This is a genomic window from Agromyces sp. GQ35 (assembly GCF_059758475.1).
Map to the genome: position 1 here is coordinate 2454400 of NZ_JCAXEO010000001.1, position 14441 is coordinate 2468840.

Genomic DNA, 14441 nt, shown 5'->3' on the forward strand with positions numbered 1-14441 from the left:
GATGTCGCAGGCGGAGGCCCCGGCCTTCTTCAGCACGGGATCATGGCGCGAGCTGATGGCTCGCGCTGCCGCCCTGCCTCGGCAGGTGACCGAGCTCTGGCGGCGCTCCCTGCAGTTCCGCACCGTCGTCATCACGCTGGCGCTCTCATCGCTCTCGATCTTCGTGATCGGGCTCTACATCTCGTTCAGCGTGGCGTCGGGGCTCTTCCAGACCCAGCTCGACGACGCGCTCGACGACGCCAACAATGCGACCATCGCGGCCGAGAGCATCCTCGAGGCGGCCGACGCCGCCGATCGCGATTCACTGCCGCAGGTGATGGCGCAGGTCGAGAGCTCGGTGCGCACGGTCTCGGGCAGCTCCGCGATCGGGTACTTCCGGCCTGACGACGCGTCGAGCGGCGCGCCGCCGACCCGCATCGCGCGGAATCTAAGCAAGGTCGTCACTCCGGAACTGCGCGAGCAGGTGCGAACAGGCGACGGCGCACAGTACTGGCAGTCGGTCTCCCTCGAGGGCGACGACGGCGCAGGCGACCCCGGCATCGTCGCCGGCAGTACGATCTTCGTGCCCGGCGCCGGAGAGTACGAGCTCTTCATCGGCTACAACTTCGCGGCGGCGCAAGAGACGCTGGCGTTCATGCAGCTCGTCGGTCTGATCGGAGCGGCGGCACTGCTCGTGCTCCTCAGCGCGATCACCCTGCTCGTCGTGCGCTGGGTCATCGAGCCGATCCGCTCCGCGGCGACCACGAGTCGCCGGCTGGCTGCGGGCGACCTCGGTGTGCGCATGCCCGAGAAGGGCGAAGACGAGCTCGCGACGCTCGCGGCCTCGTTCAACGGCATGGCCGACAGCCTGCAGGCGCGCATTCGCGAGCTCGCCGAGCTCTCGGTGATGCAGCAGCGGTTCGTCTCCGACGTGTCGCACGAGTTGCGCACCCCGCTCACGACCATCCGGCTCGCCGGAGACGTGCTCTACGGCCAGCGCGAGGACTTCCCCGGCCCCACTTCCCGCACCGTCGAATTGCTGCACACGCAGACCGAGCGGTTCGAGACGCTGCTCTCCGACCTGCTCGAGATCAGCCGGTACGACGCGGGTTCGATCGAACTGGCGACCGAACCGACGAACCTCGTGCATCTGGCGGGCGACGCGATCGAGTCGATGCACGAGCTCGCGCACAGCCGCGGCAGCGAGTTGCGACTCGATGCCCCCGGCGGTCACCTCGACGCGAAGGTGGACCCGCGCCGCATCCGCAGGATCGTGCGCAATCTGCTCGGCAACGCCATCGAGCACGGCGAAGGCCGTCCCATCGTCGTGGCCGTCGACAGCAACGAGAGCGCCATCGCGCTCTCGGTGCGCGACTACGGCCTCGGCATGACCGCCGATGATGCGGCTCGCGTGTTCGACCGTTTTTGGCGGGCCGACCCGAGCCGCACTCGCACGATCGGCGGCACCGGCCTCGGCCTCGCGATCGCCCTCGAAGACGCCGTCGCTCACGGCGGCACCCTCGAGGTGTGGTCCCGACGCGGCTCGGGAACGGTGTTCCGCCTCACCCTGCCGCGTGACGCCGCCGACGCAGAGGTGGTCTCACCGTTGCCGCTCGAGCCCGATGACATCGATGCGAATGGACCGCCGCGGACCGGGGTGGTACGCGCTGTCGAGACGGAGACGAAGATCGAGACGGATGCCGCGGGGCGGGCGGCTGCAGCGAGGCGGGCCGATGCCCGGCGGGAGGTGCACGATGCGTAGACGTGTGATCGGGGCGTCCGTGGTGCTCGTCCTCTCGGCGCTGCTCGTCGGCTGCGTTTCGATACCGAGCTCGGGCGGAGTGAATGCGGGCGGGCCGGCGGCCAACGAGGAGCCCCCCGAGCTCGACACGATCGTGCCGCCGCCCGCGAAGGATGCGACGCAGGAGGAGATCCTGCAGGGGTTCTTCGCGGCGGCGGCGAGTCCGCGTAACAACTACCAGGTGGCACGTCAGTTCCTGACGCCGGCGTTCTCCGAGGAGTGGCGCGCCGGTGATGCTACGACGATCGACGTGCGGGCCGACCGCGAGTTGACGACGGTGAGCGAGACCTCGATGGCCGTCGAAGCGACTCCGGCGGCGTCGCTCACCGAGAGCGGGCAGTACGACGTGTCGGAGTCCAGCGCGCCGCTCTCGTTGTCGTACACCTTCAAGCAGATCGACGGGCAGTGGCGCATCTCGGCGGCGCCGCCGGGTCTGCTCATCGACGAGACGACGTTCACCCAAGTCTTCCGAAGCTACGCCCTCTATTTCTTCGACCAGGGTTTCGACCACCTGGTGCCCGACCTCCGCTGGTTCGCCGGCCGCGATTCGGCGCAAACGAGCATCGTGCGGGCGCTGCTCGCCGGCCCCGCGGAGTGGCTCGACCCCGGGGTGGTCTCGGCGTTCCCCGACGGTGCACGACTCGACTCTGCGTCGGTGCCGATCGCAGGCCGAGAGGCCAGCGTCGACCTCTCCGGAGCTCCGTCCGACGACGTCTTGACGGTGCAGCGCATGGAGTACCAGTTGCAGCAGAGCCTCGATGGCGTTCCCAATGTTGACGGGGTCGCGCTGTCGCTGAACGGTGTCGCGCAGGACGTTCCCGAACTCTCGCCGGCCCCGCTGAGGAATTCGCCCGTCGATCCGCGCCCCGTAGTCTTCGACGGCACGACGTTCGGCTATCTCGCTGCGTCGAGCGAGGGCATCGAACAGATCCCCGACGTCTCGCCGCAGGTCGAGTCGCTCGCGCCCACCGGCGTGTCGCTCGGGGCGGGAGGCGAGGCCGCTGCGGTGCGCAACGCCGAGGGGGTCTCTCTCGTGCGCGCCGGCGAGGAGCCGGTGCTGCTCGATCCGCGCGACGGGCTCATCGTGCCGGCCATCGACGGCGCGGGATACGTCTGGTCGGTGCCCGCCGCCAACCCCGATCAGCTGGTCTGGTTTCCGGCCGACGGATCGGCAGAGGGCGTGCAGATGCCGGTGCCGTGGACGGCATCGTCGATCGCGGCGCTCGAGATCTCGCGGGACTCCACTCGCCTCGTCGCCCTGCTCGGCGACGGCGCGAGCACGCACTTCGTCGCCGCATCGATTCAGCGCGATGCCGCCGGCGTGCCGATCGCCCTGAGCACGGTCACGCTCGGCCTCGCGGATGTCGCGGGCGTACCCCTCGACGTCACGTGGCTCGATGCCCGTACGGTCGCTTCGCTCACGGCGCTCCCCGGCGGCGGCACGCGAGTGATCACGCAGGAGCTCGGTGGCTTCGCCCTGCCGAGGCAGGGGCCCGAGGGCGGCATCGCCATCGACGGCGGCAACAGCGTGCGCGACATTCGGGTGCTGCTCGGCAACGGCGACCTCGACGCGCCGAGCGGCGTCGGCTGGCAGGCGCGGGCGAGCGGCATCCGGCTGCTCGCGGCGCAGCAGCCGGACTGATCCGACCCGTCCTCCACAGGACCCGATCGGGCGCCGTCGTGCGGTGCGTGCGGCAGGTCAGGTCAGGCCCGCTCGGGTCGCACCAGAGTCATTCCATGGATCACGGGCTCGAGGCCGCGCGCCGCACCGTTCGAACGCGACTGCTCGACCTCGGCGGGCCCGTCGGCGATGCAGCGCGCGACGCCGTCGCCGTCCTGTTGCCGGTGACCTGCTCAGGCTGCGGGGAGCCCGACCGAAGCGTCTGCAGCGACTGCCGCCGCTCGCTCGTCGCACGCCCGCGTCGGGTGGAGCGCGCCGGCATCGAGATCTGGGCGGGCCTCGAGTACGCCGGCATCGTCGCCGCGGTCCTCGGCGCGTTCAAGGACGGCGGGCGCACCGATGCCGCGCGGGCACTCGCGCCCGCCCTGCACGCGACACTGCTCGCCGCGCTCGCCGAGGTTCAGAACGGTCGGCCGATCGAGGTGTGCACGATTCCCTCGTCGCCCACCGCGCGGCGTTCGCGCGGTTACGTCCCCGTCGAGGTGCTGCTCGGGCGATGCGGCATCCGCTCGACGCCGGTTCTCGCCCTCGCGCGGGAGCATGTCGATCAGGCGGGCCTCGACGTCGATGCCCGACGGCGGAACGCGATGGGTGGACTGGTCGCCCGGGGCGGTCGCAGGTGGAGCCTGCACGCGGCAATCGGCGCGGAACCACCGGCCGCCGACCTCAGAGGGCGCCGTTTCGTGCTCGTCGACGACATCGTGACGACGGGCTCGACGCTCGCTGAAGCCGTGCGTGCGCTCGCCACGGCCGGCGCCGAGACGGCGGCGATCGCGGTGCTCGCCGAGACGCCGCGGAGGTTCCCGCGACGTGCAGGGATCTCACGGGAAACGTTCCGTGACTTTGCCGCGCAAGGGGGCTACCGTGGCAGGACAGGCGTGGTCGATCCACCCTTCAGAACCGGGTGACACGTCGGTGAACGGAGGTCGTCATGGAACTGAACATCGTCGGACGAAACCTGGGGATCACGGACCGATTCCGCGCGTACGCGGCGGAGAAGTCCGAGAAGGTGACGCATCTGGCCGAACGCGCGATCTCACTCGACGTGAAGCTCAGCCGTCACAACGAGAAGAACGGCAACCCCGGCCCCGACCGCGTGGAACTCACTCTCGTCGGCAAGGGACCAGTGGTCCGGGCCGAGGCAGACGGCTCCGACAAGTACGCGGCGTTCGACGTCGCGCTCGGGCGATTGCTCGAGCGCATCCGGCGGGCGAAGGACCGCCGCAAGGTGCATCGCGGCGGGTCTCGTCGACCCACCTCGCTTCGCGAGGCGACCGATGGCGGATTCTCCGACGTCGGCGTGCAGGCCGCGGCATCCGAAGTGCTCGCGCAAGTGCGAACCGGCAGCATTCCGGTCGTCGACGAAGCCGAGCCGCACGTTGAGGAAGACGAGGTGTACTGCCCCGTCGTCATCCGGCGCAAGGTGTTCGCCTCCACGCCGATGACGGTCGACGACGCCCTGTACTTCATGGAACTCGTCGGGCACGACTTCTACCTCTTCGTCGACGCCGAGTCGGGTCGGCCGAGCGTGGTCTACCGGCGCAAGGGCTGGGACTACGGTCTGATCGGAATCGACGAGCAGGCCGAAGAGCGATCGCCCGCGACCTCGCCCGTCGATCTTCAGCGGGCGAGCGCATGACGCCAGCGCGCTGAGCGGCCGGCTCGACGGTTCGCCGCCCCGAGCCTGCCGCCCCTGTGTCCTGAGCCCGTCGGAGGACATCGGCTTCGCCGGTCCTTCGGCGGGCCAGGGCGCCCGGCCTGTTCACCGCTAGCATGGCTATGATGGCCGTCTGCATGGCGGCAACGGGCGTGCCCGGCTTCGACCCGCGGCCGTGCGCCCAACGACAACAGGAGAACATTCGTGGCTTCGATTCTGGAAAGGGTCCTCCGCGTCGGTGAGGGCCGAACCCTCAAGCGGCTGGAGAACTACGCAGCGGCGATCAACGCCCTCGAAGACGGATTCAAATCCCTCAGCGACGACGAACTGCGGGGCGAGACCGTCGAGCTGCGTGAGCGCTACTCCAACGGGGAATCGCTCGACGACCTGCTGCCCGAGGCGTTCGCCGCGGTGCGCGAGGCCAGCCGTCGTACTCTCGGCCTGCGTCACTTCGACGTACAGCTGATGGGCGGCGCCGCCCTGCACCTCGGCAACATCTCCGAGATGAAGACCGGTGAGGGCAAGACCCTCGTCGCGACCACTGCTGCGTACCTCAATGCGCTCACGAGCCGCGGCGTGCACATCATCACGGTCAACGACTTCCTCGCGAGCTATCAGTCCGAGCTCATGGGCCGTGTCTTCCGCGCGCTCGGCATGACCACCGGATGCATCGTGGCCGGCCAGAACCCCCAGGTCCGTCGCGAGCAGTACGCCGCCGACATCACCTACGGCACGAACAACGAGTTCGGCTTCGACTACCTGCGCGACAATATGGCGTGGCAGGCGAGCGACATGGTCCAGCGCGGCCACTACTTCGCGATCGTCGACGAGGTCGACTCGATCCTCATCGATGAGGCCCGCACCCCGCTCATCATCTCCGGCCCGGCGTCAGGAGAGGCCAACCGCTGGTTCACCGAGTTCGCCGGCCTCGCCAAGCGGCTCGTGCCCGATGTCGATTTCGAGGTCGACGAGAAGAAGCGCACCGTCGGCGTGCTCGAACCCGGCATCGAGAAGGTCGAAGACTATCTCGGCATCGACAACCTGTACGAGTCGGCGAATACGCCGCTCATCTCGTTCCTCAACAACTCGATCAAGGCCAACGCACTCTTCAAGCGCGACAAGGACTATGTGGTCATGAACGGCGAGGTGCTGATCGTCGACGAGCACACCGGCCGCATCCTGGTCGGCCGCCGCTACAACGAGGGCATCCACCAGGCGATCGAGGCGAAAGAGGGTGTGCAGGTCAAGGCCGAGAACCAGACCCTCGCGACCGTCACGCTGCAGAACTACTTCCGCCTGTACTCGAAGCTCTCCGGCATGACCGGTACCGCCGAGACCGAGGCCGCCGAGTTCATGGCGACCTACAAGCTCGGCGTGGTCGCGATTCCCACCAACAAGCCGATGGTGCGCATCGATCAGCCCGACCTCGTCTACAAGAACGAGGAGGCGAAGTTCGCCCAGGTCGTCGAAGACATCGTGGAGCGGCACAAGCAGGGCCAGCCGGTGCTCGTCGGTACCACCAGCGTGGAGAAGAGCGAGTACCTCTCTCGCCTGCTCGCCAAGAAGGGCGTCCGGCACGAGGTGCTGAACGCGAAGAACCATGCGCGCGAGGCCGCGATCGTTGCTCAGGCCGGCCGGCACGGCGCGGTCACCGTCGCGACGAACATGGCCGGTCGAGGCACCGACGTCATGCTCGGCGGCAACGCCGAGTTCATGGCTGTGCAGCTCATGCACGAGCGTGGCCTCAGCCCGGTCGACACGCCCGAGGAGTACGAGGCTGCTTGGGACGAGGTGTTCGAAAAGGTCAAGGCCGAGGTCGCCGTCGAGGCCGAGAAGGTGCTCGAGGCCGGCGGGCTCTACGTGCTCGGCACTGAGCGTCACGAGTCGCGACGCATCGACAACCAGCTGCGCGGTCGCTCCGGTCGCCAGGGCGATCCCGGAGAGAGCCGCTTCTACCTCTCGCTCACCGATGACCTCATGCGCCTCTTCAACGCGGGCGCCGCCGAGAGCCTGATGTCCCGTGGTGTTCCCGACGACGTCGCCATCGAGTCGAAGGTGGTCTCACGTGCCATCCGTTCGGCGCAGTCGCAGGTCGAGGCGCGCAACGCCGAGATCCGCAAGAACGTGCTGAAGTACGACGATGTGCTGAACCGCCAGCGCGAGGCCATCTACGGCGATCGTCGGCACATCCTCGAGGGTGACGACCTGCACGAGCGCACGCAGAAGTTCCTCGAAGACGTCATCGACGAGGTGCTCGACAGCCACACGGCGGAGGGCACTCCCGAGGAATGGGACTTCGACGCGCTGTGGACCGAGCTCAAAACCCTCTACCCGATCGGCATCACCATCGACGAGGTCGTCGCAGAAGCCGGCGAGAAGGGTCGAGTCAACCGCGACTTCATCCGTCGCGAGATCCTCTCGGACGCCAAGGTCGCCTACGCTCGCCGAGAGGAGCAGCTGGGGTCGCCCGCCATGCGCGAGCTCGAGCGACGGGTCGTGCTCTCGGTGATCGACCGGCGCTGGCGCGACCACCTCTACGAGATGGACTACCTGAAAGACGGCATCGGCCTGCGTGCGATGGCGCAGCGCGACCCGCTCGTCGAGTACCAGCGCGAGGGCTACGCGATGTTCCAGCAGATGATGGGCTCGATTCGCGAAGAGACCGTCGGCTTCCTCTTCAACCTCGAGGTCGAGGTGGCTCCCCAAGCCGGGGCCGGGGCGACGATCCAGGCGAAGGGTCTCGGTCGACAGGGTGCTGCAGAAGACAAGCTGAGCTACTCGGCGCCGAGTGATGCCGGTGGCGTCGAGGTGCGAAACCAGCGCGGCCAGGTGCAGCAGGCCGCGACCCAGCGTGCGCGCCGTGCAGTCGCAGAGAGCCAGGCGCCGGCAGCTGAAGAAGCTCGCGGCGCATTCGGGCAGCGCACCGGCGGCGAGGTCGAGCCGAAGAATCGTGCCGAGCGTCGAGCTCAAGATCGCAAGGGTCGCTGACCCGTCGGCTCATCCCACGCGAGGGGCCCCGGCCCGGTGCAGTGCACCGGGCCGGGGACTCTCATTTGCTCGGCGCGCCCGCGTGGCCCGGGCGCGTCGGTACAGTGCGTCGCTCGCGGAGACGCGGGTCAGAGCACGCCGATGGCGCTGGCACGCCAGCGCTGATCGAAGCCCTCGATGCGGATGGCGACCGCTCGCGACCGCGCCTTCTGGTGCACCATCACGACCGCTTCGACGACGCCGTCGGCGGGTTCGCAGATGTGCACGCGGCCGACTGAGAATGCCGGCCGCTGGGGGGATTGCCCCTTGACTCGGCGGGCGCGTGCCGCGAGTACCACGCGCTTGGAGAGGTTGCGATAGACGTCGTCGTTCACCCACCTCGCGAGTTGCTCGAGATCGCGAGCGCCGGACAACGCCTCGATGATGCAGTGGGTGAGGTTGCGCAGCATCGGCTCAGGGTCGGGCAGTTCGGTGCGGCGCGCGGGTTGGCGCGCGAAGTACTCGTCGTCATCGTCGAGGTAGTGCGCTGCGGATCCTCGGATCACTGCGGTTCGGATGGCGATCGCGTCGCGTGCGGTCATCTGTGCTCCAACGGGGAGGAGGGTTCGCCTGCCCTTCGGCGTGGCGATGGGATCACCCCCGGATGGGGGACATCCGGGGGTCCCTGAATGAACCGTATTGAGGGCCCGGAACCGTGTCAAGAGATTTCCGCGCCTGTGGAAAACGTTCCTGCCCGTTCATCGATGCCTGTAGCGTCGCTGCATGCGCTGGGACCTGTTGTTCGACGACCTCGAGTCGCAGATCGACCAAGACCAGCGCGATGAGGAACGAGCGCTCGCCATCGAAGAGGAGCGCTTGCGACTCGGCCGTCTGACGCTTCGCGATCGACTCGCGGCCATCGCTCGCTCGGCGTCCGACGACCCCGATGCGTTCGTCAGCATCGAGCTGCACGGTGGCCGCGTCCTCGCGCTCCGGCCTCAGGTCTTCGGCCGCGATTGGGTGAGTGGCCGTACCGTCGGCCCCGGTCCGGCGAGCCTGCAATGCGTGGTTCCGATCGCAGCGATCGCAGCGCTGCAGCCGACTCGAGATCAGCTGGAACCGAGCCTCGAATCCGTGCCGGAGGCAGCAGCACGTCTCGCCGAACGCCTTGGACTCCCGTTCGTGCTGAGAGACCTCTGTCGGCGCCGAACGCCGGTGCGGTTGAGCACCATCGACGGCGTGACGCACGGGACGATCGATCGAGTCGCGCGCGACCATGTCGACCTCGCATTGCACGAGCCGGGCGCGAGCCGGCGTGAGAACGCGGTGCACGGCTACCGCATCGTGCCGCTCTCGCGGCTGCTCGTGGTCGACTTCCGCTGACACGGTCGACGCCGCCACGGCTCAGTTCCTCACGCCACGGCTCGTCCCGATACGCGAAGGCCCTGGTCAATCGATGGGACGGATGCGTCCGTTGCGCACGCCCGAGAGCTCGACGATGTTCGCGTATTCGCCCTGGTTCCACGCCGCGTGCTTGCGCGTCTCTTCGTATTGGAGCTCGATCCAGACCTCGAGCTGCGAGCGCTCGATGCGCCAGGGCCCGGCCGTACCGACCCGGATCGCCGGCAACTCGCCGGAGCGAACCAGCTCGTCGACGGTCGCCACATCGACGGAGAGAATCTCGGCCGCGTCTGCGAGCGTGAGGAAGCGGCCGATCTCGTCGCCCGAACCTGGAGAGGTCATGACTCGATTATCGACCGATCACGGGTCGGTCGGGGTGACTGTGGATAACTTCCGGCCAGACTCCCGGCTTCGGGTGACGATAGACGCCGGCGCGACACGCGCGCCGCTGAAGGGAACGTACAGGATGGCACGTCGACAGGAACGAGGAGAGCGAGGCGCCCTCCGACTCGACCCGCGACTCATCATCGGGATCGTGCTCATCGCCGGGTCGACGCTCGGCGTCTGGACCCTCGTGTCGGGCCTCGACGACGGTGTCGAGGTCTACGTCGCTCGCGACACGCTCACGCCAGGCACGCGCATCCACGTCGGCGACCTCGCGACGGAGTCGGTGCGCCTCGGCTCGACCGGGGCGCAGTATCTCGCCGTCGGCGATGTTCCGGCCGAGGGCCTCGTCGTCGCGCGCACGGTCAACGCCGGTGAACTCGTACCCGAAGCCTCCGTCGATGACGCTGATCGCACCGGGCTGGCGACCGTCGTCGTTCCGAGCAGGGGCCCGCTCGCGGCCGAGATCGCCGCCGGGGCGAGGGTCGACGTCTGGACCGCGAAGCAGGTCGAACGCGGAGGATTCGAGCCACCCTCGGTGCTCGTCTCGGGCGCAGAGATCGCGGGCATCATCGAGAGCGAGGGCATGGTCTCGACCGACGGCGTCTCGGTCGAGCTCCTGATCCCGCGCGAGAAGGTCGCTGCCCTGCTCGAAGCGCTGGCCGCGGGCGATGCGATCGATCTCGTGCCGGCGCGCTCGACGGGGGAGTGAGGTGGCACGCCTCGCCCTCGCGCTCGACGGCGCGACCGAAGATCGCCTCCTCGCCGACATCGTCGAGCACGGTCACACGATCCTCGCTCGGCTCGTCGGCTGGCGCGACCTCCTCGACAGCCTCGATGTGCTCGCGCCAGAGGTCGCCATCGTCGGCGGTGGCAGGGGCACGCTCAGCGCCGAGCTGCTGACCACGTGCGACGAGCGCGGCGTCAGACTGGTGGCGCTCGCCGCGAGCGACGCCGAGCGCAGCCACGCGGCGCAATTGGGCCTGCACGAAGTCGTCGATGGCGCAGCGCCATGGAGCGAGATCGAGACGCTCGTGAGCGGCGGCGTGCCGGTGCCGTCGCGTCTCGGCGACCTCCGCGTGAGCCGCGACCGCGCCGCATCCGTCATCGCGGTCTGGGGCCCGGGCGGTGCGCCCGGGCGCAGTACTCTCGCCGTGAACCTCGCCGCTGAGATCGCGGCGACGGGGCACACTGTCGCGCTCGTCGACGCCGACCCGTACGGCGGCGCGATCGCACCCTCGTTGGGCTTGCTCGACGAGGCGCCCGGGTTCGCTTCAGCGTGCCGGCTCGCGGGGGCCGAAGCGCTCGATCGCCCAGAACTCGAACGCATCGCCCAGCGGTACTCGGCGCCGCGGGCCGCGTTCAACGTCTTCACGGGGCTGGTCGGCCCGAGCCGCTGGCCGGAGCTCTCGCGCGAGCGCGTCACGGCGGCGCTGGGCACGATGCGGTCGTGGGTCGAGTACGTCGTCGTCGACACCGGCTTCAGCCTCGAGCACGACGAGGAGCTGACGAGCGATCAGTTCGCCCCCAGACGCAATGCCGCCACCTTCGCCGCGCTCGCCTCGGCGGATCGAGTGATCGCGGTGGGCCTGGCCGACCCCGTCGGGCTCTCGCGACTTCTGCGGGGGCATGGTGAGCTGGTCGAGATCGTCGAGCCCGAACGGGTCGATGTCGTGATCAACCGCGTGCGCACCAGCGCGCTCGGCATCGACGCTCATGCCCAAGTGCGCCAGACGCTTCGCCGCTTCGGGGGCGTCTCCGAGGCGACGCTTCTTCCGCATGACGCCAAGGCGACCGATGCTGCGATCCTGACGGCGCGAACCCTGCGCGATGCCGCACCGCGGTCCCCGTTGCGCGCCGCGATCCGCGACTACGCGCTCGAAGGCCTGCTTCCCGTGCCGCAGCCGGCGCGGCGTCGGGGCTTCGCGTTTCCGGCATTGCGCCGGGCTGCGACAGGCTGAGCGCCTTCCCGCAGTACGCTTGTTCGGTGTCGACCCTCAGTGATCTCGTCCTCGCCCAGGGCCGCAGCAGTCAGGCCGACGTCGATTGGCTGCACATGCTCGTCGGCGACCTGCAGTTGCTCGCCGATCTCGCGTTCGCCGATATCGTGCTGTGGGTTCCATCGGGTGACGACGCGTTCGTCGCGGTCGCCCATGCGCGGCCCTCGAGCGCCGCGACGCTGTTCTACCGGGACTTCGTGGGACAGGAGATCAAGCCCCAGTGGCGTGAGCTCGTCGGCCAGGCGTACGAGAGTGCACGCATCGTCGATTCATCCGCCCCCGACTGGTACGAGGAGATGCCCACTCGGGTGCGGGCCGTGCCCGTCATGCGGCGGCTCACCACAGGGGGTACCAACGTCGCCCCGGCTCCGGTGGCCGTGATCACCCGCCACACGAACCTCGGCGCCACCCGTACGCCGAGTCGGCAGGAACTCACGTTCAACGAGTGCGCCGAAGAGCTCTTCCAGATGATCGCCTCCGGCGACTTCCCCGATCTCGGAGCCCCGACGGGGCCTCGCCGCGGCGCTCCACGCGCCTCCGACGGCCTCATTCGGCTCGATGTCGACGGCATCACGACCTTCGCGAGCCCGAACGCGCTCTCGGCCTTCAACCGCATGGGCTTCGATGACGAGCTCGAGGGCGAATCGCTCGCCGAGGTGACCACGCGACTGCTCGCAGGCAAGCTCGTCGTCGATGAATCGCTCCCGCTCGTGGTCACGGGCCGGGCTCCGTGGCGCACCGACGTCGAGTCGCGCGGTGTCACCGTGTCGCTTCGCGCCATCCCGATTCGTCATCGGGGCGAGCGCATCGGAGCCATCGTGCTGAGTCGCGACGTCACCGAGCTCCGCCACCAGGAGCAGGAACTCATCACGAAAGACGCGACGATCCGCGAGATCCATCACCGGGTGAAGAACAACCTGCAGACGGTCGCCTCCTTGCTGCGCATCCAGGCCCGCCGCACTCACTCGAACGAGGCGCGCGAGGCGCTCACGCAGGCCATGCGCCGCGTGGGCGCGATCGCCGTCGTGCACGACACGCTCTCCGAGGGTCTCACGCAGAACGTCGACTTCGATGCGGTCTTCGACCGTGCGCTGCTGCTCGTCGCCGAGGTCGCCTCCGCGCACAACACCACGGCGCATCCGAAGCGCTCGGGTTCGTTCGGAGTGCTGCCGAGCGAGTACGCGACGCCGCTCGCCCTCGCCCTCACCGAGCTCGTGACGAACGCGGTTGAGCACGGTCTGGCCGGTCAGGAGGGCGATGTCGAGATCACCGCCGACCGCTCGCCGACGACCCTCACCGTGCAGGTGCGCGACACCGGTTCGGGCCTGCCCGAGGGCAAAGTCGGTGAAGGACTCGGCACGCAGATCGTGCGCACCCTGATCCAGGGCGAGCTCGGCGGAACGATCGACTGGCACACCGTCGTCGGCCGCGGCACCGAGGTCACGATCGACGTGCCGTTGCGCTGGATCGCGGCGGTCTGACACTCGGTCGACGGCTGCCGGTCGCCCGGCGGATCGCGCGCGGAGCTTCAGCGTCGGGTGGCCCGGGGCTCGCCCTGCGACTCAGGCGCGGCCGTTGCCGCCCATGAGAGCGAAGAGGTCACCGACCTCACCGAGGTGCGCGAGCTTCTCGGGGTTCAGCTGGTTCCCGATGACCTGAACAGAGCCGCCGTCGAACTGCACCATGACGACGCTGAGCAGGGCGCCATCCGGGCCGTGCACCCACAGCGCCGGGGCGCCGTTCGTCGATCGGCGTTCGAAGCTCATTCCGAGGTGAGCGCCGCGTCGAACCAGCCCGGTGAGGAATCGGGCGACGGCCACCGCGCCGTGCACCGGCTGGCGGATCGCCGGAACCCTGCCGCCACCGTCGCCGTAGAACACGACGTCGTCGGCGAGCGCCGCGACGAGGCGATCGATATCACCGGCCTCGAGCGCGGCGAAGAACGCGTCGGCCAGGAGCGTGTCGCGGTCGGCCGCGCCATCGAATCTCGGGCGCCCATCGGCGATGCGCGCCTTCGCCCGGTGGAAGATCTGGCGGCACGCGGGCGCGTCGCGATCGACGATCTCCGCGATCGCCGGGTAGTCGAACGCGAACACCTCCCGAAGCAGGAACACCGCACGTTCGACGGGGCCGAGACGCTCCAGCACGGCGAGGAAGGCGAACGAGAGGGTCTCGTCGCGTTCGATGCGGTGCGACGGGTCCGCGTCGTCGTCGGGCAGGGGCTCTGGCATCCAGGGGCCGACGTAGATCTCGCGATTGCGACGCGCCGACTTCAGCACGTCGATCGCGAGCCGTGTGGTCACCGTGACCGCGAAGGCGTCGGGGTTTCGGATGGCCTCACCGGCTGCCTGCCGTTCCTGCAGCCGCACGTAGGCGTCTTGTACGACGTCTTCCGCCTCGACGACGCTGCCGAGCATGCGGTAGGCCACTGAGAACATCAGCGGACGCAGCGCATGCTGCGCCTCGCTAGTGATCGTCATGTCTTGAGAATGTCACATCGCGTCGAGCGGTCACAAAAGTGTCGAGCGGTCACAAAAGTACGGCATCGCTCGTCGGAGGGGGTGAGAGAGA

12 protein-coding genes are annotated in these 14441 nt (G+C 68.9%); 9 read left to right on the forward strand and 3 right to left on the reverse strand.

Annotated elements, in window-relative coordinates; genetic code table 11:
• Position 1 precedes the first annotated feature (1 nt).
• The 5 genes from mtrB to secA all read left to right on the forward strand — a co-directional run bounded on the left by mtrB (position 2) and on the right by secA (position 8106).
• Positions 2 to 1741, forward strand: a complete 1740-nt coding sequence (mtrB, locus tag AC6CH0_RS11320) for an MtrAB system histidine kinase MtrB (RefSeq protein WP_498100746.1) — start codon at positions 2 to 4, stop codon at positions 1739 to 1741.
• Positions 1734 to 3422 carry an LpqB family beta-propeller domain-containing protein gene (locus AC6CH0_RS11325; RefSeq protein WP_498100748.1) on the forward strand — a complete coding sequence of 563 codons (1689 nt, stop codon included), beginning with the start codon at positions 1734 to 1736 and terminating at the stop codon, positions 3420 to 3422. The genes mtrB and AC6CH0_RS11325 overlap by 8 nt, the downstream gene beginning before the upstream one ends.
• A gap of 95 nt (positions 3423 to 3517) precedes the next feature.
• A complete protein-coding gene (locus AC6CH0_RS11330) occupies positions 3518 to 4369 on the forward strand; it encodes a ComF family protein (RefSeq protein WP_498100750.1) in 852 nt (283 codons plus the stop codon).
• 23 nt (positions 4370 to 4392) lie between these two features.
• On the forward strand, positions 4393 to 5100 hold the full coding sequence (hpf, locus tag AC6CH0_RS11335; protein ID WP_498100752.1) for a ribosome hibernation-promoting factor, HPF/YfiA family: 708 nt from the start codon (positions 4393 to 4395) through the stop codon (positions 5098 to 5100).
• A 222-nt stretch (positions 5101 to 5322) separates the two neighbouring features.
• Positions 5323 to 8106, forward strand: a complete 2784-nt coding sequence (secA, locus tag AC6CH0_RS11340) for a preprotein translocase subunit SecA (protein WP_498100754.1) — start codon at positions 5323 to 5325, stop codon at positions 8104 to 8106.
• Positions 8107 to 8234: 128 nt separating this feature from the next.
• Here secA and AC6CH0_RS11345 read toward each other — a convergent pair whose 3' ends face one another.
• On the reverse strand, positions 8235 to 8687 hold the full coding sequence (locus tag AC6CH0_RS11345; RefSeq protein ID WP_498100756.1) for an Rv3235 family protein: 453 nt from the start codon (positions 8685 to 8687) through the stop codon (positions 8235 to 8237).
• Positions 8688 to 8868: 181 nt separating this feature from the next.
• On the opposite strand from AC6CH0_RS11345, the gene AC6CH0_RS11350 reads away from it, so the two are divergent.
• A complete protein-coding gene (locus tag AC6CH0_RS11350) occupies positions 8869 to 9468 on the forward strand; it encodes a hypothetical protein (RefSeq protein ID WP_498100758.1) in 600 nt (199 codons plus the stop codon).
• A 66-nt stretch (positions 9469 to 9534) separates the two neighbouring features.
• Here AC6CH0_RS11350 and AC6CH0_RS11355 read toward each other — a convergent pair whose 3' ends face one another.
• Positions 9535 to 9828 carry a helix-turn-helix domain-containing protein gene (locus AC6CH0_RS11355; protein WP_498100760.1) on the reverse strand — a complete coding sequence of 98 codons (294 nt, stop codon included), beginning with the start codon at positions 9826 to 9828 and terminating at the stop codon, positions 9535 to 9537.
• Positions 9829 to 9952: 124 nt separating this feature from the next.
• Between AC6CH0_RS11355 and AC6CH0_RS11360 the strand changes: the two genes are divergently transcribed.
• The 3 genes from AC6CH0_RS11360 to AC6CH0_RS11370 are packed head-to-tail and all read left to right on the forward strand — an operon-like array spanning position 9953 to position 13351.
• Positions 9953 to 10582 carry an SAF domain-containing protein gene (locus AC6CH0_RS11360; protein ID WP_498100762.1) on the forward strand — a complete coding sequence of 210 codons (630 nt, stop codon included), beginning with the start codon at positions 9953 to 9955 and terminating at the stop codon, positions 10580 to 10582.
• Between the two features lies 1 nt (position 10583).
• Positions 10584 to 11831 carry a CpaE/TadZ family protein gene (locus AC6CH0_RS11365; RefSeq protein ID WP_498100764.1) on the forward strand — a complete coding sequence of 416 codons (1248 nt, stop codon included), beginning with the start codon at positions 10584 to 10586 and terminating at the stop codon, positions 11829 to 11831.
• Between the two features lie 26 nt (positions 11832 to 11857).
• The gene (locus tag AC6CH0_RS11370; RefSeq protein ID WP_498100766.1) at positions 11858 to 13351 is read left to right on the forward strand and encodes a sensor histidine kinase; all 1494 of its coding nucleotides are present in this window, start codon (positions 11858 to 11860) and stop codon (positions 13349 to 13351) included.
• An 81-nt stretch (positions 13352 to 13432) separates the two neighbouring features.
• Here AC6CH0_RS11370 and sigJ read toward each other — a convergent pair whose 3' ends face one another.
• Entirely contained in the window at positions 13433 to 14350 is a 918-nt protein-coding gene (gene sigJ, locus AC6CH0_RS11375) for an RNA polymerase sigma factor SigJ (RefSeq protein WP_498100768.1), read from the reverse strand.
• Positions 14351 to 14441 lie beyond the last annotated feature (91 nt).